This window comes from Ruegeria sp. AN11, assembly GCF_056536005.1.
The window spans coordinates 746,038-765,749 of record NZ_JBQFJD010000001.1 but is presented as its reverse complement, the minus strand read 5'-3'; the positions used below and the strand labels follow the sequence as shown (position 1 = coordinate 765,749).

22 protein-coding genes are annotated in these 19,712 nt (G+C 55.4%); 11 read left to right on the top strand and 11 right to left on the bottom strand.

Translation table 11 applies throughout. The annotated features are described in order from the left end of the window. Nucleotides 1–22: 22 nt before the first annotated feature. The gene (locus ACR3EQ_RS03700; protein WP_170619094.1) at nt 23–1,141 is read right to left on the bottom strand and encodes a DUF6456 domain-containing protein; all 1,119 of its coding nucleotides are present in this window, start codon (nt 1,139–1,141) and stop codon (nt 23–25) included. Nucleotides 1,142–1,382: 241 nt separating this feature from the next. On the opposite strand from ACR3EQ_RS03700, the gene ACR3EQ_RS03695 reads away from it, so the two are divergent. Beyond that, nucleotides 1,383–1,682, top strand: a complete 300-nt coding sequence (locus ACR3EQ_RS03695; protein ID WP_480489759.1) for a DUF6477 family protein — start codon at nt 1,383–1,385, stop codon at nt 1,680–1,682. A 4-nt stretch (nt 1,683–1,686) separates the two neighbouring features. Here the strand turns inward: ACR3EQ_RS03695 and ACR3EQ_RS03690 are convergent, their stop codons facing one another. Together ACR3EQ_RS03690 and ACR3EQ_RS03685 are read right to left on the bottom strand one after the other, a co-directional pair. Beyond that, nucleotides 1,687–3,231 carry a trimethylamine methyltransferase family protein gene (locus tag ACR3EQ_RS03690; RefSeq protein ID WP_170616733.1) on the bottom strand — a complete coding sequence of 515 codons (1,545 nt, stop codon included), beginning with the start codon at nt 3,229–3,231 and terminating at the stop codon, nt 1,687–1,689. Between the two features lie 194 nt (nt 3,232–3,425). Next, nucleotides 3,426–3,623, bottom strand: coding sequence for a hypothetical protein (locus ACR3EQ_RS03685; protein WP_170616731.1), 198 nt, complete (start codon nt 3,621–3,623; stop codon nt 3,426–3,428). Between ACR3EQ_RS03685 and guaA the strand changes: the two genes are divergently transcribed. The 9 genes from guaA (at nt 3,606) to ACR3EQ_RS03640 (ending at nt 12,933) form a co-directional block, all read left to right on the top strand. After that, the gene (gene guaA / locus ACR3EQ_RS03680; RefSeq protein WP_170616729.1) at nt 3,606–5,165 is read left to right on the top strand and encodes a glutamine-hydrolyzing GMP synthase; all 1,560 of its coding nucleotides are present in this window, start codon (nt 3,606–3,608) and stop codon (nt 5,163–5,165) included. The genes ACR3EQ_RS03685 and guaA overlap by 18 nt on opposite strands. A gap of 95 nt (nt 5,166–5,260) precedes the next feature. Next, complete coding sequence (locus ACR3EQ_RS03675; protein WP_480489758.1) at nt 5,261–6,166, top strand: DMT family transporter; 906 nt, start codon at nt 5,261–5,263, stop codon at nt 6,164–6,166. Nucleotides 6,167–6,294: 128 nt separating this feature from the next. Next, entirely contained in the window at nt 6,295–7,458 is a 1,164-nt protein-coding gene (locus ACR3EQ_RS03670; RefSeq protein WP_170616728.1) for an outer membrane protein transport protein, read from the top strand. Between the two features lie 95 nt (nt 7,459–7,553). After that, nucleotides 7,554–8,450 carry a DMT family transporter gene (locus ACR3EQ_RS03665; RefSeq protein ID WP_480489755.1) on the top strand — a complete coding sequence of 299 codons (897 nt, stop codon included), beginning with the start codon at nt 7,554–7,556 and terminating at the stop codon, nt 8,448–8,450. Nucleotides 8,451–8,498: 48 nt separating this feature from the next. Continuing rightward, on the top strand, nt 8,499–9,371 hold the full coding sequence (locus ACR3EQ_RS03660) for an ATPase (protein WP_170616724.1): 873 nt from the start codon (nt 8,499–8,501) through the stop codon (nt 9,369–9,371). 39 nt (nt 9,372–9,410) lie between these two features. Next, a complete protein-coding gene (gene metA, locus ACR3EQ_RS03655) occupies nt 9,411–10,349 on the top strand; it encodes a homoserine O-acetyltransferase MetA (RefSeq protein WP_170616722.1) in 939 nt (312 codons plus the stop codon). Nucleotides 10,350–10,358: 9 nt separating this feature from the next. Next, on the top strand, nt 10,359–11,306 hold the full coding sequence (locus ACR3EQ_RS03650) for an alpha/beta fold hydrolase (RefSeq protein ID WP_170616720.1): 948 nt from the start codon (nt 10,359–10,361) through the stop codon (nt 11,304–11,306). Between the two features lie 49 nt (nt 11,307–11,355). Next, nucleotides 11,356–12,225: a polyphosphate kinase 2 gene (gene ppk2, locus ACR3EQ_RS03645; RefSeq protein ID WP_170619014.1), complete on the top strand. Its 870-nt coding sequence runs from the start codon at nt 11,356–11,358 to the stop codon at nt 12,223–12,225. Between the two features lie 93 nt (nt 12,226–12,318). Further along, complete coding sequence (locus tag ACR3EQ_RS03640) at nt 12,319–12,933, top strand: TetR/AcrR family transcriptional regulator (protein ID WP_170616716.1); 615 nt, start codon at nt 12,319–12,321, stop codon at nt 12,931–12,933. A gap of 6 nt (nt 12,934–12,939) precedes the next feature. Here ACR3EQ_RS03640 and ACR3EQ_RS03635 read toward each other — a convergent pair whose 3' ends face one another. The 7 genes from ACR3EQ_RS03635 to ACR3EQ_RS03605 all read right to left on the bottom strand — a co-directional run bounded on the left by ACR3EQ_RS03635 (nt 12,940) and on the right by ACR3EQ_RS03605 (nt 17,924). Further along, nucleotides 12,940–13,998 carry an adenylate/guanylate cyclase domain-containing protein gene (locus ACR3EQ_RS03635; protein ID WP_170616714.1) on the bottom strand — a complete coding sequence of 353 codons (1,059 nt, stop codon included), beginning with the start codon at nt 13,996–13,998 and terminating at the stop codon, nt 12,940–12,942. Then, nucleotides 13,995–14,363, bottom strand: coding sequence for a group I truncated hemoglobin (locus ACR3EQ_RS03630; protein WP_170616712.1), 369 nt, complete (start codon nt 14,361–14,363; stop codon nt 13,995–13,997). Before ACR3EQ_RS03630 ends, ACR3EQ_RS03635 begins: the two co-directional genes overlap by 4 nt. 122 nt (nt 14,364–14,485) lie before the next feature. Continuing rightward, complete coding sequence (locus ACR3EQ_RS03625; protein WP_480489753.1) at nt 14,486–15,328, bottom strand: glycosyltransferase family 25 protein; 843 nt, start codon at nt 15,326–15,328, stop codon at nt 14,486–14,488. 98 nt (nt 15,329–15,426) lie between these two features. After that, the gene (locus ACR3EQ_RS03620; protein WP_480489751.1) at nt 15,427–16,032 is read right to left on the bottom strand and encodes a YrbL family protein; all 606 of its coding nucleotides are present in this window, start codon (nt 16,030–16,032) and stop codon (nt 15,427–15,429) included. 245 nt (nt 16,033–16,277) lie between these two features. Continuing rightward, nucleotides 16,278–17,009: an SDR family NAD(P)-dependent oxidoreductase gene (locus tag ACR3EQ_RS03615; protein ID WP_480489749.1), complete on the bottom strand. Its 732-nt coding sequence runs from the start codon at nt 17,007–17,009 to the stop codon at nt 16,278–16,280. A 79-nt stretch (nt 17,010–17,088) separates the two neighbouring features. Beyond that, on the bottom strand, nt 17,089–17,532 hold the full coding sequence (locus ACR3EQ_RS03610; protein ID WP_480489747.1) for a lipocalin-like domain-containing protein: 444 nt from the start codon (nt 17,530–17,532) through the stop codon (nt 17,089–17,091). Between the two features lie 170 nt (nt 17,533–17,702). Further along, nucleotides 17,703–17,924 (bottom strand): hypothetical protein, encoded by a 222-nt coding sequence (locus tag ACR3EQ_RS03605; RefSeq protein WP_480489745.1) that lies wholly within the window; start codon nt 17,922–17,924, stop codon nt 17,703–17,705. 74 nt (nt 17,925–17,998) lie between these two features. On the opposite strand from ACR3EQ_RS03605, the gene ACR3EQ_RS03600 reads away from it, so the two are divergent. Further along, on the top strand, nt 17,999–18,634 hold the full coding sequence (locus tag ACR3EQ_RS03600; protein WP_480489743.1) for a GIY-YIG nuclease family protein: 636 nt from the start codon (nt 17,999–18,001) through the stop codon (nt 18,632–18,634). Between the two features lie 426 nt (nt 18,635–19,060). Here the strand turns inward: ACR3EQ_RS03600 and ACR3EQ_RS03595 are convergent, their stop codons facing one another. After that, complete coding sequence (locus tag ACR3EQ_RS03595) at nt 19,061–19,660, bottom strand: hypothetical protein (RefSeq protein ID WP_480489741.1); 600 nt, start codon at nt 19,658–19,660, stop codon at nt 19,061–19,063. Nucleotides 19,661–19,712: the final 52 nt, after the last annotated feature.

Below are 19,712 nucleotides of genomic sequence, written 5' to 3'. Positions count from 1 at the left end.
CTCATATCGCCAAGGGGGCCGCTCATCCGATCATGCGATTGAGCCCGGTCTGCGTTTCATAGTGGCGTTTGAGACGTTGCAGCGCGATGCGCAGAACGATCTTTCCTGACCGGGCAGACCATCCCATACGTTTTTCGGCCAATTCCAACCCTTCAAGGTAACAACAGCACCGCAACGCCACATCGCTCAAGCCCGGCCCTAGGTCCGACAGCGCCCGCGCGACGCGATCTCGTGCATCCGACGATCCGTTTCCAACATGGGGGCTGTTGCCGAAAGAACCACGTCCACCGCCTGTCAGATACAGGTCCCAGTTCTGCGCCACCTTTGGTCCGATCTGGGCAAGTTCGAAGTCCTCGCGCAGACGCTCACCTGCGGCGACCAGTGTTTCGTCCAGGAAAAGCTTGCCGTCCCGATCGCGCCTGCGGGCCAGCGCGATCAACGGGCTTTCAGTGGCGCTATACCGGATTCGCCGGGCGCGCTCGGGCTGAGATGCAGTCGTGTTGCCCGAAGCCGAGTGCGCCTGAAACGACGCCTGCGCTTCGGCCATGCCAAGATCATTCCCGGCGCGAGCCTTGTTTTCGGCTTGGGCAATCAGACGGGTCAGAGCCGCCCGTCCTTGCGCCGTAATTCGGTACCGTGAAATCCGACCCGGGTTGTCGCAGTTGATCCAGTCCTTCAGCGCAAGCGCCTGGGCGATCCGGCAATCAACTACTGCGGTCCGGGTGGCAGCGCTGTTGCCGGTATCGCGAACAACGACGGCCTTGTCCATTTCTTCGGCGACCGCCAGTACCGCTCCGGTTTCGCAAAGCCTGCGCAAAACCCTGAGAGCTTCGCGAGTGAACTCCTCATCCCGGGCGGCGGCCAACCCCTCGGGCGTCCCGTCTGAAACATCGGAACTGAAACCGCCGCTGACTTTGGATTCAGAGAAATGTGTCTCGGCCAGAGACTGGAGCGCCGCGTCCACAAGGGGGTCATCCCGGCGCGTCTCGATCCGTCTGATCTGCCTTAGAATCGTCGAAGCATGGCACCCTGCTGTTCGCGCAATTTCTCGGATCGACCGGCCGGTTTCCGTGTGATCCAGATAACGTTGCGCGCCTTCCGGCACCCATGCCGGAACAGTGAAAGCCATGTTGTTTTCCATAGTCATTTGTCCTCGCCGACAAGAAATTCTGTCTAAGATCGCCCTCGGAGTATGAGTTAACCAATTCTAACTAGGGTTTCTTTCGTTACTCGTTCGTTAACCCCTGAAGGCGAAAACCAGATTTGATTCAAATTGATAAACACTCATGAAAGCAGCGTTCGGCGCGAATATAAACAAGGCAACACGCGCTTAGATTGTGCAACAACTGGCCTCGCAAAATCAAAAGTTACGGAGCCCGAGAATGCAGGACCTGATGACAATGATCACGACGCTACGCCGCCCACGCCTGTTGACTCGCGCGGCCAAGTTCGGGGCGCAGGAGTACAACCGTGACCGGCATTTGCAACGTATTCTGGGATACGGATCACTACCCGGAACCGGTTCGGCCCTTGTGCGATTGATGGATATGGAGAAGGAAGTAGAGGCGCAACGACAGAGCGATGACGCCGCCTATTCACTGGTGCGGCGTCTGGATCTGCTGATTGCGATTTCAGGCGAGGCGCAGCTGTATCAGGCCAGCCGCGCCTCGCAGTTTCAGTAATCTATCAGGTGAAGGCGTCCGGCATCGAGGCTTTCTTTTCCGCCACATACGCATTCAGCGCTTCGTTGATTGCGGGATCGAGTTGCGGCTGCTGGTAATTGGCCAGCAGGTGTTCGACCCGAGCCGAGGCCAGTTGCCTCGTGTCGCGCCCACCTTCGTCTTCCCAGGTCTCGTAGGGCTTGTAATCCAGCAGGTCAGACTTCCAGAACGCTTCTTTGAAGTTCGCCTGTGTGTGGGCACAGCCCAGATAGTGACCGCCGGGTCCAACTTCACGGATGGCTTCCATGGCTTGCGCGTTTTCGTCATAAGCCACGCCTTTGGCCAGGTGGTGAAGAACACCCAACTGGTCAGCGTCCATGACAAATTTTTCAAAGTCGGCAACCAGACCGCCTTCGAGCCAGCCACAGGAATGCAGCATGAAGTTCACACCGGCCATCAGCCCCATGTTCAGCGAATTCGACGTCTCATAAGCCGCCTGCGCATCCGGCAGTTTCGAGCCGCAGAATGAGCCGGCCGAGCGGTAGGGCAAGTTAAGCCGCCGCGCCAGCTGACCGGCACCATAGGTGATATGCGCGGCCTCCGGCGTACCAAAGGTTGGTGCACCCGAGTTCATGTCGATTGAAGTAACGAACGCGCCGAAGATCGCAGGTGCACCCGGGCGGATGATCTGGCTGTAGGCAACGCCTGCCAGAACCTCGGCCAGAACCTGAGTCAGTGTGCCGGCTACCGAAACCGGCGCCATCGCGCCGCCTACGATGAAGGGCGAGATGATGCAGGCCTGGTTGTTCTTCGCATAAACCTCAAGCGACCCCATCATCACATCGTCAAAGGTCATCGGCGAGTTGATGTTGGTCAGCGAGGTCATGACCGTGTTTTCCTGAACGAACTCTTTGCCGAACAGGATTTCACACATTTCTACCGAATCCTGCGCGCGGCTGGGATCAGTGACCGATCCCATGAACGGCTTGTCCGACAGGGTCATGTGCGCCATCAGCATATCCAGATGGCGTTTGTTGACCGGAATGTCGGTCGGCTCGCACACGGTGCCGCCCGAATGGTGCAGCCACTTGGACATATACGCCAGCTTCACGAACTTGTTGAAGTCATCCATGGTCGCGTAGCGGCGGCCGCCCTGTGCGTCACGCACAAACGGCGGGCCATAGACCGGGGCAAGAACCATATTTCGGCCGCCGATGACAACCGATTTTCCCGGATCGCGCGCGTGTTGCGTGAACTGGCTGGGCGCTGTCTTGATCAGTTGGCGGGCCAGTCCGCGCGGGATGCGCACACGCTCTCCATCGACATCCGCACCGGCCTCTTTCCAGCGTTCCAGAGCGGCGGGATTGTCGACGAAGTTAACGCCGACCTCTTCCAGAATGGTCTCGGCGTTGGTCTCGATGATTTCCAACGCTTCTTCGTTGAGAATCTCGAAGTTGGGAATATTGCGCTCAATGTACTTGGCGGTTTCGATCCGAACCGCAGTGCGCTCTGCCCGGCGGGCGGCTCCGCCCCCACCGCGACTCCGGCGACGTGCTGATGCTTCAGCCATTTGCTTTCCCCATACTCAGGTAATTTCAGATTGTGTTCCTATTTATCGTGACAACTGTTCGGAACATTGGAAGATAACGGCCATTGGAACATAAAAGCGACATAGTTTGTGCCCCGGATCAACGTCAGCTTTCGGTAAATCGAACCGCTCGAAAGGAATTATGAGATAGAGATGAAGAGGCCAAAGTGCGCGTTTCACCCCCGCGATTTTAGAATCCCTGCCTCGCCCGCCTGCCAAAGCTGATAGACCAGCAGCGTCAGCCCAAGGTGGCAAGCATCCCCCGTCAGCATCGCAACCTGCACTTCCGACCTGATCTGCACGACGACGATGACCTTACACTTGCGAAATTCCCGTGCTTGGCCTATGGCGCGGACATGAGTGATACATCCCATGACCGCCTTCTGATCATCGACTTTGGTAGCCAGGTTACGCAGCTGATCGCTCGTCGCCTGCGCGAACTGAATGTCTATTGCGAAATTCACCCCTATCAGAATGTCACGATGGAGTTTGTTCGGGAAATGGCCCCCCGGGCCGTAATCTTCTCGGGCGGTCCTGACAGTGTGACGCGGGAAGGTTCTCCGCGCGCGCCGCAAGAGATCTTTAACTACGGTGTTCCGATCCTTGGCATCTGTTACGGCCAGCAGGTGATGATGCACCAACTGGGCGGCAAAGTCGAAAGCGGGCACGGCACAGCGGAATTCGGGCGCGCCTTTGTCACCCCCAAAGGGCAGTTGGATATCCTGAATGAATGGTTTGCCGACGGTGACGAGCAGGTCTGGATGAGCCATGGAGACCATGTCAGCGAAATCGCCCCCGGCTTTGAGGTGTTCGGCACCTCGCCCAACGCGCCATTTGCGATCACTGCCGACACCGATCGCCATTTCTATGCTGTGCAGTTCCACCCCGAGGTGCACCACACCCCCAAGGGCGCGAAGCTGTACGAGAATTTCGTGAAACTGGCAGGTTTCAGCGGTGACTGGACCATGGGCGCCTACCGCGAGCAAATGATCGAAAAGATTCGCGAGCAGGTCGGCAACAAAAAAGTCATCTGCGGCCTGTCCGGCGGTGTAGACAGCTCTGTAGCCGCAATCCTGATTCACGAAGCGATCGGCGATCAGCTGACCTGCGTCTTTGTCGATCACGGTCTGCTGCGCAAGAACGAGGCTGAAGAAGTCGTCGGCATGTTCCGAGACAACTACAACATCCAGCTGATTCATGCAGATGAGAGCGAGTTGTTCCTGGGCGAGCTCGAAGGCCAGAGCGATCCGGAAACCAAACGCAAGATCATCGGTAAGCTGTTCATCGATGTGTTCCAGAAACACGCCGACACCATTGATGGGGCCGAGTTTCTGGCTCAGGGGACGCTGTATCCCGACGTAATTGAATCGGTGTCTTTCTCGGGCGGCCCATCGGTGACCATCAAATCGCACCACAATGTCGGCGGGTTGCCAGAAAAGATGGGCCTGAAGCTGGTCGAACCCCTGCGCGAACTGTTCAAGGACGAGGTCCGCGCGCTGGGCCGGGAACTGGGCCTGCCGCAGAGTTTCATCGGTCGCCACCCCTTCCCCGGCCCCGGTCTTGCGATTCGGTGCCCCGGCGAAATCACCCGCGAAAAGCTGGCGATTCTGCGCGAAGCCGACGCAGTTTACATCGACCAGATTCGCAAACACGGGCTGTATGACGACATCTGGCAGGCATTTGTGGCGATTCTTCCCGTTCGCACGGTCGGTGTGATGGGCGACGGACGCACCTACGATTATGCCTGTGCGCTTCGTGCCGTAACGTCAGTGGATGGAATGACAGCGGATTACTATCCGTTCAGCCATGAATTCCTTGGCGAAACGGCCACTCGGATCATAAACGAAGTCAAAGGCATCAACCGCTGCACTTATGACATAACATCCAAGCCGCCGGGTACAATCGAATGGGAATGACAAAAAGCCGGGTCCACCCCGGCTTTTCTGTTTATTTCCCTTTGAATTTATTGTTCCTTTTCAATCGCATGATCCACTAACATCATGGACTTGACGTGAACGGGACCAAAACTCAGACGGGCAAAGCTGCCCTATGGATGACGGGTGCGATTGCATCCTTTTCGTCAATGGCTGTCGCCGGGCGCGAACTAAGCCTGTTTCACGACACCTTCGAAATCATGATGTATCGCAGCATCGTGGGCTTTGCGATCGTTGCAACCGTACTGACCCTGACAGCCAATTGGCATCAGGTTACTGCCCAACGACTTGGGCTTCACGCCCTGCGAAATACGCTGCATTTCACGGGTCAGAATCTGTGGTTCTACGCGGTTGGTGTTATTCCGCTGGCGCAGGTCTTTGCATTGGAATTCACCCAGCCGATCTGGGTTATCCTGCTTTCCCCACTGCTGCTGCGCGAGCGTCTGACCGCGTTGAAAATGCTGTCCGCTTTGATAGGATTTGCCGGAATCCTGCTTGTCACGCGTCCCGGTGCCGCCCCGCTTAGCCCGGGTCTTGTTATGGCCGCCGCGTCTGCTGTTTTCTTTGCGTTTACAACGATTACCACCAAGAAACTCACACAGACCGCACAGATCGGCTGCATTGTTTTCTGGCTCACCGCGATGCAAGGCGTACTGGGTTTTGCTGCCGCTGGTCTTGATGGCGAGATCGGGCTGCCAAGCGTACAGACCGCGCCCTATTTGGTGCTGGTCGGCATAGCCGGCTTGCTGGCGCATTTCTGCATCACCAACGCGCTGGCGATTGCACCTGCCACCGTGGTCATCCCGTTTGACTTTGCCAGGCTGCCGACCATCGCCATCGTCGGCATGGTGCTCTACTCCGAACCGTTGGATAATTGGACGCTTGTGGGGGCGGCTGTAATCTTTTCGGGGATATTTCTGAATGTCTGGTCCGAGAATCGTAACAGTTTGGCAACAGTCAGTCCGGATAGTCGCAGCCAGTAACGCACCGTCACCGATTGACGTTAAAACAAACGAAAAGCGAGTATCCGCAAATCTTACTACCGGGGCTCACTCTGCCATTCACTCAACCCAAGCAGAGCGACCGTTATGAGGCAAACAGGGAGGAATACATGAAGAGAGCGCTACTACAGGCGTGCATGATATGTGCCGGTGCATCAGCCGCGCAGGCTGGGGGGCTGGACCGAAGCGGACAGGGTATCAACCTTATTTTCGAAAAAGGTACGGTTGCCCAATTCCGTTTGGGGTATACCGACCCAAGCGTCAGCGGCACCATGCCCAGCTTGAATCCTGCCACCCTGGGCCAGCCCGTTGATTCAGGCGATGTGGCCAACAGTTTCTTCACACCCCACCTCGGCTTCAAAACGTCACTGACCGACAAGCTTGATTTTGCGGTCATGTACGATCAGCCGTTCGGGGCGGACATTTCATACGCAAACAATTACCCGTTGTCATTGAACCCAATTCCGGGCGGCCGCTCCGGTGTTCTGGAAGCAACGGCTGATACCGACGCAATCACGGCGCTGCTGCGCTACAAGTTCGACGGTGGCTTCAGCGCCATCGGTGGTATTCGCGCTCAACGTGTTGAGGCATCCGTTACCGTTCCGCTCGCCGCCGGATATCAAGTGGATACCGATGCCGATATCGCGTTTGGCTATGTGGTTGGTGTGGCGTGGGAGAAACCCGAGATCGCGGCACGCGTAGCACTGACCTACAACTCGAAAATCAGCCATGACTGGTCGCAGACGGAATCGCTGAACCCTCCACCGCGCCCCCCGATCACACCGGGAACCGTGGCAACATTCGACACGTCGAGCGAGATTGAAACACCGCAGTCCGTAAACCTGGACTTCCAGACCGGTGTGGCGCCTAAGACCCTTCTGTTTGGCTCGATTCGCTGGGTCGACTGGCCTCAGCTGGTATATAATCCGCCAAACTATCCGCCGACCTCGAACCTGGTCGATTACGACGAAGCCACGTTCACCTACTCTCTTGGTCTGGGATATCAGTTCTCGGAAGAATTCTCGGGAGCTGTGACACTGGGCTACGAATCCTCGTCAGGCAATCCGGTTTCCAACCTGGGGCCGACCGACGGGTTCTGGAGCATTGGCCTGGGCGGAACGTACTCGCTTGAAAAGGCCAAGATCTCGGGCGGCGTTCGCTACACCGATATCGGCGATGCGACGGCAGACGGCGCGGGACCGTTGGCACGGGCAGACTTCTCAGGCAACAGTGCGTGGAGCGTGGGCTTCCAGATCACATACGCTCTGGACTGATCGCCAAGACACGGAATTGACCCCGCATGACGTGCGGGGTCTTTTTTTCGCAGGATCCGGGTCGTCGTGCACGTCCGGACGTGCGAACACAAACCATGACTTCTCAAAAACACTTCTCCGCCCGCGCCTGGTCCGAACTTTGTCTGTTGGGCCTGATTTGGGGCGCATCCTTCGTTGCCATTCGTATCGCGCTGGACTCGGTGCCTTTCGTGACTTCGGTTCTGCATCGGGTGTTCTGGGCAATGCTGGTGCTTTGGGCTGTGGTTTGGTTTCAACGGCTTCCTGTTCCCCGTAACCCACGCGTCTGGGGGGCGTTTCTGATCATGGGTCTGCTGAACAATGCCATTCCGTTTTCGCTGATGGCATGGGGGCAGCTTTATGTGACATCCGGTTTGACGTCGATATTGAATGCCGCAACCGCCATTTTCGGCGTGATCGTGGCGGCACTATGCTTCAACGACGAACGTTTGACGCCAGCTCGTATCGTCGGTGTTGCGCTTGGCTTTGCAGGCGTCACTATCGCCATTGGACTTCAAAATTTCACAAGCTTCTCACTGCAAAGCACGGCACAGATCGCGATTGTCGCGGGAACAGTCTCCTACGCTCTGGCCGGGGCATGGGCCAGGGCAACCCTGTCCGACCTGCCGCCACAAGTCGCTGCGGCTGGAATGCTGACGGCGTCGACGATATTGATACTGCCGTTCGCTCTGTTTCTGGATGGTGTCCCGACGCTTGACCTGCCCGTTTCCGCATGGGTGGCAATCGGGTATTACGCATTGATTGCTACTGCCGGGGCCTATCTGCTGTATTACCGGATTCTGGCGATGGCAGGCAGTGGAAACCTGATGCTGGTGACATTGATAATTCCACCCGTCGCCATCGTGCTGGGGGCAGTTATTCGTGGCGAAACGCTGCAGCGCAATGCGTTTGCGGGATTTGCTGTGCTGGCACTGGGCCTGCTGATCCTCAACCGCTCGGGTCCGCGAGATTGACGCCGCTCGCTGCCCGATTTAGCTAGGTTCCAAAAGGAACGGCGGGTCATGATCTACAAATCAGCGAAAGACTGGCGCGAGGCTGCGCGGAAAAAGGTTTTGTTCTTCGGCATGTCGGGCTTGGGCAAGACTTACGTATCGAACGTTTTGCGTGACTCGGGGGATTGGTTTCACTACTCGATCGATTACCGGATCGGGACCCGTTACATGGGTGAGTACATTACCGACAACGCCAAGGCGCAGGCGATGAAGGTGCCCTTTCTGCGCGACCTGCTGCTGTCGGACTCGATCTATATCGGGTCGAACATCTCATTCGAGAACCTCAAGCCCGTCGCGACATACCTGGGCAAACCGGGCGACCCGGAATTGGGTGGAATGGAACTGCAGGAATATCGCCGCAGGCAAGAACAGTTCCGGCTGGCAGAAATCCACGCTTTGCTGGATACCGAGTATTTTGTCGACCGGGCTCAGCGGCTTTATAAATACCCGCACTTCATCTGTGACACGGGCGGATCGATCTGCGAGTGGGTCGACCCAAGCGATCCCAGAGATCAGGTCTTGTCAGAACTGTCCGGCCAGACACTGATGATCTGGATCAAGGGCGACGAAAACCACACCTCCGAACTGATCCGCCGCTTTGACAAAGCCCCAAAGCCAATGTCCTATCAGCCGGAGTTTCTGACCCGCGTATGGGACGAATACCTGACCCTGAATGACTGCGCCCCGACCGAGGTCGACCCCGATGCCTTCATCAGGTGGACCTATGCGCAGGCTCTGGCGCACCGCCAGCCGCGTTACCAGGCAATGGCCGACAATTGGGGCGTCACTATTCCCGCGCGTGAGATTGCGTCGGTCCGGGACGCCGGAGATTTCGACGAGTTGATCGAACGCACTCTTGAGACCCGCCGCAACCGAACATAGTTTTCAAACTTACCTTGTTCCCGCAAAGGCTTGACCAGTATGCCAATCAAGATCCCATCTGACCTTCCCGCATTTGACGTCCTCAGCAACGAGGGCGTCATGGTCATGGCCGAGGATCAGGCAATGCGGCAGGACATCCGGCCATTACGCATCGGGTTGCTGAACCTGATGCCGAAGAAGATTCAGACCGAAAACCAGTTCGCCCGCCTGATCGGCGCAACGCCTTTGCAGATCGATCTGTCGCTGATCCGCATGACCGAGCACCAGACCAAGAACACCGCCGCCGAGCATATGCAGGAGTTCTATCGCCCTTTTCAGGAGGTGAAGGACGAGAAATTCGACGGTCTGATCATAACCGGCGCGCCGATTGAACATCTGGATTTCAACGACGTCACCTATTGGGACGAGATCAGTGAAGTCTTCCAGTGGACACAAACCAACGTGCATTCCACTTTCGGAGTGTGCTGGGGCGGAATGGCCATGATCAACCATTTTCATGGCGTCAGGAAACACATGCTGGGCGCGAAGGCATTTGGCTGCTTCCGTCATCGCAATCTGAAACCATCCTCGCCCTTTCTGCGCGGGTTTTCAGACGATTGCGTGATCCCTGTCAGCCGTTGGACCGAGATGAAACAGGCTGAGATAGACGCAGCACCCGGATTGATCACCTTGCTGGGCAGCGATGAAGTCGGGCCTTGTCTGGTCGAGGACAAGGCCCACCGCGCGATCTATATCTTCAACCATTTCGAGTATGACAGCGACACGCTGAAACAGGAATACGATCGCGACGTCGCCAACGGCATGCCGATCAATGTCCCGCTGAACTACTATCCCGATGACGATCCAACAAGGACACCGCAGAACCGTTGGCGAAGCCATGCGCATCTGCTTTATGGTAACTGGATCAGCGAAATCTACGAAACCACCCCCTATGATATCACTCGGATCGGTATGGAAATGACCGACCTGCGGGCCTGACGCGGGTCGATGCGTGTTGCCGTCATCCTCCTGACTGCCCTCGCCCTGTTCTGGGCCTTCACCCTGTGGCGAGCCGCGCGATATCAGGAAAGCGCAGAGGCCGCTTTTCCGCCCGAAGGGGAAATCCTGACCGTTGACGGCATTGCGGTTCACGCGGTGGTCATGGGCCAAGGACCGGATGTGGTGTTGATCCACGGCTCCAGCGGAAACACGCGGGACATGACGGTTGCGCTGGCTCCGATCCTGGCACAAAGCTTTCGCGTCATCGTGTTTGACCGGCCCGGCCTCGGATACAGCCAAAGCTTTAACCCGAATGGCGAAACCATCACGGAGCAAGCCGAAATCCTGCAACGTGCGGCCGCCCAGCTTGGGGCCGAGAAACCCATTGTCGCCGGGCAAAGCTATGGTGGTTCCGTTGCATTGGCATGGGCCGTGACCCGGCCCGAGAACATTTCGGCGCTGGTTTTGATCGCGCCGGCAGCCATCCCTTGGGAAACACCACTGGATGGTTTCAATCGGCTCGCCTCGACCACGACGGGGCGCCTTGCGGCATTGCCGTTCGTGTCCGCATACACGCCGGACTGGTTTGTCGAACGCGCATTGGATGAAGTGTTCGCGCCGCAGAAAGCCCCGGAAGGCTACGCCGCGCATTTCGGCCCCGGGCTGACGATGCGACCCGATTCAATGCATGCCAATGCACGGCAACGCGCCAACCTGCTGAACGAGATCACTGAGCTGCAACCACGGTACGGAGAGATTTCCGTGCCAACCGAGATCGTACATGGCACGGCTGACACGACGGTTGAAACCGACTGGCACGCGGAACCGCTGACCCAACAGATCCCCGCTGCGGAATTGATCCTGCTTGATGGAATCGGGCATATGCCGCAAGTGGTCGCCGCGCCCGAGGTTGCCTCGGCCATCGACCGGGCCGCACAACGCGCCGGTTTGCGTTAGGCTTCCGGCTAATCCATAGTCAGGTATGGATTTTATCGCGAGGTAAGGCATGGCCCGTTCGGACAAAGGTTTGATCGAAGACTACTACCGGAATGATGCGCCCAAAGACGTTCGCTCTGCGATTGAGGATGCCGGAAAACGCGAAATTCTGAACCCCTCTTTTCCCTACTCGGAAAAAATGAAGGGCAAGGAATACGATCGGCAGATGGAGGCTTTGCAGATCGAGTTGGTCAAGATGCAAGCCTGGCTGAAAGAATCGGATCATCGCGTGGCGCTGATCTTTGAAGGCCGCGATGCGGCGGGTAAAGGCGGCACCATCAAACGCTTTCGCGAAAACCTGAACCCGCGTGGCGCGCGGGTTGTGGCGCTCAGCAAACCATCGGATGCCGAACGCAGCCAGTGGTATTTCCAACGCTATATCCAGCATCTGCCCTCGGCAGGTGAAATCGTGTTCTTTGATCGCAGCTGGTACAACCGGGGTGTGGTGGAAAACGTTTTTGGCTTTTGCACCTCTGAAGAACGGGAGCGCTTTTTCCGTCAGGTCGCCCCGCTGGAAACCGGGTTGGTAAATGACGGCATTCATTTCTTCAAGTTCTGGCTGAATGTCGGGCGCGCGGAACAGCTCAATCGCTTTCTGGATCGCGAAAATGACCCGCTCAAGCAATGGAAACTCAGCCCGATCGATGTTGCCGGTCTTGGAAAATGGGATGAGTACAGCCAATCCATCGCAGAAACGCTGAGCCGCACCCACTCGGATCACTGTCCCTGGACCATCATCCGCTCGGATGACAAGAAACGTGCGCGACTGGCCGCCATTCGTACAGTGTTGCACGCGCTGGACTATGACGAAAAGGACAAGAGCGCGATCGGAGAGATCGATCCCCTGATTTGCGGCGGGCCGGACATCTGGGAGTCGTAGGCGTACGATTGACTGGCAAACATGGTGCAGTTGTTGGACGGGCCAGCCTGCTTACTTTACAAGTTATGACAACAAAAGACGCCTGAGGCCTGGATGACAAAACGCGGGTATCACCACGGAAACCTGAAACAAGCGCTGATCGAGGCGGCATTGTCCTTGATCGAAGAAAAGGGTCCCACCGGGTTCACCCTGTCCGAGGCTGCCAAGACGGCGGGCGTAACGCCTGCCGCAGTGTACCGGCATTTTCACGGTCGCGAAGACCTGATCGCCGAAGCTGCGCGTCAGGGGTTCGAGATGTTTGCGGATCTGATGCAGTACGCATACGACAAAGGCCAACCCTCGGCCCTGGCCGCGTTCGAGGCGACCGGGCGTGCATATCTGGCCTTTGCCCGCAAGCATCCCGGTCACTACATTTCGATGTTTGAAAGCGGTATTTCCCTGAACCGGACCCCGGAACTGGCGATGGCCGCCAACAGGGCCAAGGCCGTTCTGGAAAAAGCCGCCAGTGAGCTGTCCAAGCACATTCCGCCGGAAAAACGCCCGCCCGCATCGATGTTCAGCGCCCATATTTGGGCAATGAGTCATGGAGTCGTGGAACTGTTTGCCCGAAATACCGGCGCAAGCTCTCCCTTTCCGCCCGAAGACCTTCTGGAGACCGGCATCGGCATCTACCTGAGGGGGCTTGGCCTGGTTCCGCAGGACGACTGAACCCGATCAGAAGACCTTTCTGGGTTGCGGTACGCTCAGGCCGGACGTCACATTGATCAGGTCCATTTCACCCATGCCCTTGATTTCCACGCGCCCAAGATCGGAGACCTGAAATTCGTCAATCAACGCATACTTCATTTCTTCCGGAGCAACAATTTTCATCGGGTTCGCAAAGACTTGCAATCTGGACGCAATGTTCACGGCCGGGCCAAAAACGTCGTAGACGTATTTCTGGATACCGACCACCGACCCCACCGCGGCGCCCATGCCCAACCCGATACGGGCCTGCCATTTGTGGGGGTGTGTCTCGTTGCGCCGCTCGAGATACCTGAGGAACCGGACCGCGCAATGGGCGACAGCCGTTGCATGGTCCGGCGTCGCATCGGGCATGCCGGACACCGCAAGATAGGCATCTCCGATCGTTTTGATCCTTTCACATCCATATTGTTCCACGATGCGGTCAAATGCCGTGAAAATATCATTCAGCTCGCTCAGCGTGACTGTCGGGTCTGTTTTCGCAGCAAAATCGGTGAATCCGACGAAGTCCAGCATAACCACCGACACTTGTTCATAAAGCTGCGGTGTCACAACGCCGAACGTCTTGAACTCCTCGTAAACCGCACGAGGCATCAGGTTCAGCAGCAACCGCTCGACCCGCTCCTTTTCCCGCTCAAGTTCGCGCGTATTGCGTTCCACCATGGTCGAGTAGCTGTCAATCATGCTTTCCAGTTCACGAATGCGGGTGATGTTCTGGCACTCAACAACCAGGACCTGCTCGGAAAGGCCATTGGCAAGGGAAACGGCCGTGGCAAATATCAGGGTCCTGCGTTTCGGCTTGATCTGCAACTCCACTGAATAACGCAGACCGGATTGTTTCACATCCTCCAGTTCGCGCATATCCAGGTCCGGAAGGAAGTCCATCAGGGTTTGTCCTTCGGCTGGCGTGCCGAACCATTCGCTGAAGGGTCCATTATAGAAGACAAAACTTAAATCTGAGGCACGGACAACAGCCACTCCTACCCCGATTGCACGCAGCAGTTGTTCATTGATTGCAAGAATACTCATGCAGCGTCCCGCGCCACGATGATAGCGCGCTTCCCTTCGATTGCAGCCAGCGCCGTTTTCACATCACCGTCCGACATTCCGTGCATCGACAATGCCTGCCCGAACAATTCGGCCATCTCGTCAAAGTCCGAGTGGCTGATGTTCAGGTTCCGATGCACCGCCTCGATCCGTTCATCACTGAACGATGCCGGTCCGCCGACCAGTGACGAAACGAACTTGGTTTGGTGATCGATCAGACGCGGCATGTCGATGTCTTCGAAGAACCCTCCGATTTCATCGGAGTCCAGCGCCATTTCGTAGAATGTCATCACGATACGGCTGATGGTTTTGAACCCGCCGTATTTTTCATAAATAGTCTGACCCACACCAATTACCTGCGCGTTAATTCTTCATAACACTGCAAGGTTATATCAAATTGACAGTTTTGTTAACGATTATGACCGGAACACTGATTTCAACGACATGAATGGCCCGGTAGCCGTAGACTTCAGACTCTCAAATCTTCGGAGCAGGGAATGAACCCTGCATAGCCGCCCTGACTCAGCAGCCGCTTTTGCCGCCCCATTCGCCAACGCAGTTTTCGGCCCGCAGCCTGCAGTTCGCGCCGGACCCGAAACCAAAGCGGCCCCTTGTCCAGACCGCTATTCGTTGTCTTGTCCTGTGACCGTTCGCTGACTTTGACAGTTTCCACCGTCTGACCCTGTTGCTTCGACCAGATCATCTGCACCCCGACAGCAGGGAACACCTGAAACATGCGCCAGTCGGTGCGCGGAATAGATACGAAATCGTCCAAATGATCTGAGTAATTTTCCGACCACGACAAAAGCTTTCGGCACCCTTCCTGTGAAAGAATGTACGCAGCCGCACTGGGTGCCATTTCCAGCATCGGTCTTGCCATGACACCACCAATGGTCTCCTGTGGCCCGAAACGCAACGGTTTGGGAGAATAGTCAAGCTTCACAAAATCAAAGACTTGGCCATTGGAAAGAATTGTCTCAATTACGCCTCCGGCGCTGGCAGACATTTCCACATCGTCCTCAAAAACCGCGGCGGCTTGCAGTCCCTGATCCACGATCTGTTTCCAGACGGCCCGGTGGCTTTCAAAACAGGCAATCTCGCTTTGCTTCAGGCCCCAACGATTACCGGTTCCCGGGACGTATCCGTTCCCCTCAAGCGCCCCTTCTGCCTGCGCGTCCGTCGCACTAAATCGAATTGCGTTGCTCAACCCGGCTTTGGCGAATTCGGCCTCCATGAACTCCCGCCGCTCGGGAACGCGGTCCAGGTTGATATAAAACACACCGCTCAACTGATCCTGCCTCTGACGCTCCACTACCGTTCCTTTCGTTCAATTAGCGCAGGCCGGTCCTGCTTGATCCGCAAATCAACCCTGCACGCTGGCCACGAGTTCGCCGGCCGAGGATTCGCCAATCAAAATTCGCCAAAGCTGGCTGACATGCGCTTGCGTCTCCGCAAGATGGAATGCTGATACGCACGTTTGCTAAACAGCGTCAAAGGCAGAAGAACCCTTTCACCCAGCCCGTCAATCACGACCAGACGCCCGCCCCTCTGTTCAGCGCGAACAACGTTTTCCAACCCCATGTCGCCCATCAGAATGTTGCCGCGTTCCAAGTCATCCAGAAGATCCATGAATTCATCATGCAGCGCACGGATTTTGTCTTTGTCGCCGTCGTACGAGACAAATTCCTGATACACCGTCGGTGCCAGATCGCCGCCCGGGCCGGTCATCTTTTCCACGACCAGTGCTGGCCCCGCTGATGTCGACGCGTATCCCATAAACCGGGCCAGACGCTCGATTTCGGGGCATCCTCGGCTCAGTGCGGCCAGGTACTCATTTGCCTCGCGGTTCCACTGCCGCAGATTGCCATAACGCCATTCAGCGTATCGCGGTACAAAATGACTGCGAACCGGTTTATCCGTTCTGACCTTGAGCAGCGCGTTGTCTTGTTCAGGGTGCTGGAAAATCAGGTAATTGCGGCTTTTTCGCAGTGGTTCAAAAGAACTCAGATCGATCATGAAGCGTTATTCCAGTAGGTCAAATTCACCGCAACTGTCTTGCAAAGCCACAGCATGTGCCAGCCAGATATAAAAGCGCCGCTGTCTTGATACAATGCAGCATCCAGTCAATTCACCACTGATCACCCAATCAATACACGCGCGACCAACCGACATGACGAACAGTGATCCATGGTGGTAGGAATGGGGCTGGCGCCATACGTTCTCTGACGAATAGTTCGGCCTGAAAACGTAGACGCATTGTCCTACATCACGCTGTAACCGCCATCCACCGGTATTGTCACGCCTGTCACAAATCCGGCCAGATCTGATGATGCAAGGTAAAGAACTGTCCCGGTCATTTCCTTTGGCTCACCCCAGCGCGCCAAAGGTGTTCGCTGGACGATGGAAGCGCTGAACGTGTCGTTTGCCTGCGATCCTGCGGTCAGGTTGGTCCGGATCCATCCTGGCGCAATGGCGTTTACCCGTACGCCGTCACGCGCATAAGCGACCGCAAGCGATTTAGTCAGGCCAACGATGCCGGTTTTGCTTGCAGCATAGGCTGGCCCCGATCCGCTTCCGAAGTAGCTGTACATCGAGGCGATATTGATGATGCATCCCGGCCGTTTGGCCAATTTCGGGTACAGGCCGTGGCTTAGGCGATAAACCGAGTTGAGGTTGATAATCATGTTTCGATCAAACCCCTCGGGTGAGAGGCCTTCAGGAGGATCAACAAAGGTTCCCGCATTGTTGACAAGAACATCAACCTGACCAGTCGCGGCGACCAGGGAAGCTACCGAGGCTTCGTCTTCCATGTTCACCTGATGGTATCGGAAGGCGGAAAGGTCCGCCTGATACTCCCCGACCGATCCCCTTCTGCCGGTCACAGTCACCTTCGCTCCAGCGTCTGCGAACGCTTCCGCGACGGCGAGCCCGATGCCGTTTGAGCCGCCTGTCACCATGACGTTCTGCTCTGAAAAATCCAGAATGCGCGCCATTACTCTCCTCCTGTCCAAAGTAAGCCGCCGTCGGGATCCTGTGGGCCAGCATTCAGGGGAAACTCGACAGCAAGTCCTTTCAATCTGCACGCGCCCATTCCAGCACGGCCGTTCCACGTTTCCCTCCAAATGTCGCGTTCTTGCCACGAAGCGTAAGCCGATCTTTTGCGACCTCAATTTCTCGCTGCAAGGTCAGGCCTACAAAATCCTGCAAAACCGAGACTAGTACTTCATGATTGACCGTTTGGTCAGAGACTTGAAACGTACCGCAATAGGAGATGTGGCTGCCGAGTGCCGCTTGGGCGGCCTCGCTTGTTGCGGTCGAACTGTCCGAACCAAGAGGTTGTCTACCAGCCGCCATCATGTGCACGAATACATGCCCGTCCTCAGAATAGTGAAGCATTCCAATCGGATCGGGCCCGTATGGTTCCTCGTGCGTGCCATCGTCGTAGTCAAAGCGATAAGCGACAAGTTTCCATGTTCCGAGAACAGACTTTTCCGAGAGCCTTTCCGAGCCGTTCATCCAAAAACTCCAGCTTCAATGCATGGATCGGCATCAAACGCCGTGCGCCTGACACAGTCGACAAAAGCGGCCTTTTCGAATGGGTAATTTGTTATTGAAAGAAAGACCGCTGGTCAGTCAGCTGCAAGGATATGACTCGACCAAAATAGGTCAAACGAAAAAAGTCTGAATCAGCGGCTCTCAGAAGACGGCTGGATCTCGGCTTCGTTCGGTTTATGGCGGAGAGACAGTCCGTCAAAGTCTTGTCTTTTATTTATTTTAAAAGAATAAAATCCATAGCCACCGTCTTTTTGTGTATCAAAATGTGCATCAAGCCCGATACGCCCCAGTGAAGCTTTCAGTAGTCTTACAGGTCTTTGAATGCGGATAGCCGAACCCAAATAATTGATCACACATGCAATCCTTGACGAGCAAATCAAATGCCATCAACCTCTTCTCATTGTGATGGCAGAGAAGTTTTTGTGCAATGCCGCGACGAACGAAGTTCACGCCAAGTACTGCTGCTCGGCTCAGGCATCTTCTAATGTTGGCAGCTGAACTAAGTCATGGAAGGATTGTCTCGACGAAAGAGATAGTTGGTCTGGTAGAATGGTTGGACCGAGACATACAATTGTTAAAGCAAGTTGATAAAGAATGCACATATGCTCGAACAAAGCCAAGGTGGATGGCGACTTTGGCCGACGAGTTGCGGCGTTGTGCGCAGTTTGAGAAGACTGATGTTGCTAGATATCAAGTAACGCGAAAACGAAGGACTAAAAGAAATTCGAGCCCGTTTCATGTAAACGAACAAGTATATGTAATGCGTGCGCTAGCGATCAAAGATCTCCGAAAGATTGGTTCCACCGCAAACCCTAAACAAAGGTTGAAGAACTGCAACAACGGTATGAAAAAGGCCAGTATGCCAGACCGCCTCGAGTATGAGGGGGTTTGGGATTGCAGAGATGGCTATTTTGTTGAAGCTTGCTTGCACGAGCGTTTCAAGCTTTTGGGAAAGCACTACGATGGAAGCCTAGGGAGAGAGTGGTTCTACGTCTCGTCGTTGATGGTGTCCAAGATGATCAAGCCTTATCTAAGAATTGATAACTTGCGGGTATCCAATTAAGTACAATGGCAAAAACCAAACCCGCCTGAAATCTCTTTCCTACCAGCCCGGTGAGTGAGTTAGCCGATCAGAGTCTATTTGGTGTGCATTGGATTTCTTTAGAATCTTGGTTTTAGAGCCGCGCACTCTAGGGCTCAGACTTTTCATTGAAAGAGATGAAGAAGTGAAACTCAAGCCCCCGCCTTAAATGACAATTATCCGAAATCCTCAATTGGTCAAATCCACCTGAATTGTCCCATTTACGCTGAAGCCAGACACAGGTCTGCGAAACATCAGCCAACCGATTAGCTAACTCTTGGGGTCAAGTTCGCGCTATAAGATCTTCCCTTGATTTCTTTTCATAGATCGTCACTCTGGAATTCGGCTATAAAAGAGCAAAAAATTCCGGATCAAATCGTTGGATTTGCGTAAAATCCGCATGAGATCTCATTCAAGCCCTATCAATTTTACAAATTCAATAACGCATGCCTGATCTGAAAAATAGTAGAGCTGCGAGTTGGCCCTTGAAACACCCTCTCCATTTGTCACAAAGCACTCGGAATTGTTCTTACATCGAAGCGATATCTCACTTTTAGCAGAAGGCATGGGATGCCCCCAGGAATCTATGTCATCTAACTTAAACCAAGAAAACAGCTTTTGATCTGGTGAACCGTCATCAAAGCGCTTCAATTCGTTGATTGTGCACTCTCCGAAAGAGCAGTTAACAATTGTTTCCATAGTAAAAATTGGGACACTCGCCTTACCACAGCGAGCGTTAAAATCCGAAAAGCGGGCAACCTCGGCCGCGGCAAGTTCGGCATCTGACAGCGAGGCTTTCGATCCATCCTTTGGCGTGGCTGACTCCTCAGACAGTTTTTGGAGTTTTTGTTCAGACGGTTGTTCGTCCGTCCAAAATGGGAAAAAACCAGCTATGGTGAGCGCAAAGATCAGGGGTGTTCCGAACTGCAACATCCTCGTTGGTTTAAAAGAGGTCTTGGGCACTTTTAGAGGTCCGAGTTCTAAACCTCCGAACCATGGTGCCAGCATGAGACTCATTGCAACAAGCACGAGCACCGTCGCTACGGTATCAGGAATCCCT

Coding starts and splice junctions, on each gene's coding strand:
- ACR3EQ_RS03640 (WP_170616716.1), top strand. CDS start 12,319: ATGACAAAACGCGGGTATCACCACGGAAACCTGAAACAAGCGCTGATC.
- ACR3EQ_RS03595 (WP_480489741.1), bottom strand. CDS start 19,660: ATGCTGGCACCATGGTTCGGAGGTTTAGAACTCGGACCTCTAAAAGTG.
- ACR3EQ_RS03670 (WP_170616728.1), top strand. CDS start 6,295: ATGAAGAGAGCGCTACTACAGGCGTGCATGATATGTGCCGGTGCATCA.
- ACR3EQ_RS03660 (WP_170616724.1), top strand. CDS start 8,499: ATGATCTACAAATCAGCGAAAGACTGGCGCGAGGCTGCGCGGAAAAAG.
- ppk2 (WP_170619014.1), top strand. CDS start 11,356: ATGGCCCGTTCGGACAAAGGTTTGATCGAAGACTACTACCGGAATGAT.
- ACR3EQ_RS03700 (WP_170619094.1), bottom strand. CDS start 1,141: ATGGAAAACAACATGGCTTTCACTGTTCCGGCATGGGTGCCGGAAGGC.
- ACR3EQ_RS03665 (WP_480489755.1), top strand. CDS start 7,554: ATGACTTCTCAAAAACACTTCTCCGCCCGCGCCTGGTCCGAACTTTGT.
- ACR3EQ_RS03615 (WP_480489749.1), bottom strand. CDS start 17,009: ATGGCGCGCATTCTGGATTTTTCAGAGCAGAACGTCATGGTGACAGGC.
- ACR3EQ_RS03690 (WP_170616733.1), bottom strand. CDS start 3,231: ATGGCTGAAGCATCAGCACGTCGCCGGAGTCGCGGTGGGGGCGGAGCC.
- ACR3EQ_RS03600 (WP_480489743.1), top strand. CDS start 17,999: ATGCCGCGACGAACGAAGTTCACGCCAAGTACTGCTGCTCGGCTCAGG.
- ACR3EQ_RS03650 (WP_170616720.1), top strand. CDS start 10,359: ATGCGTGTTGCCGTCATCCTCCTGACTGCCCTCGCCCTGTTCTGGGCC.
- ACR3EQ_RS03635 (WP_170616714.1), bottom strand. CDS start 13,998: ATGAGTATTCTTGCAATCAATGAACAACTGCTGCGTGCAATCGGGGTA.
- ACR3EQ_RS03695 (WP_480489759.1), top strand. CDS start 1,383: ATGCAGGACCTGATGACAATGATCACGACGCTACGCCGCCCACGCCTG.
- ACR3EQ_RS03685 (WP_170616731.1), bottom strand. CDS start 3,623: ATGGGATGTATCACTCATGTCCGCGCCATAGGCCAAGCACGGGAATTT.
- ACR3EQ_RS03610 (WP_480489747.1), bottom strand. CDS start 17,532: ATGAACGGCTCGGAAAGGCTCTCGGAAAAGTCTGTTCTCGGAACATGG.
- metA (WP_170616722.1), top strand. CDS start 9,411: ATGCCAATCAAGATCCCATCTGACCTTCCCGCATTTGACGTCCTCAGC.
- guaA (WP_170616729.1), top strand. CDS start 3,606: ATGAGTGATACATCCCATGACCGCCTTCTGATCATCGACTTTGGTAGC.
- ACR3EQ_RS03620 (WP_480489751.1), bottom strand. CDS start 16,032: ATGATCGATCTGAGTTCTTTTGAACCACTGCGAAAAAGCCGCAATTAC.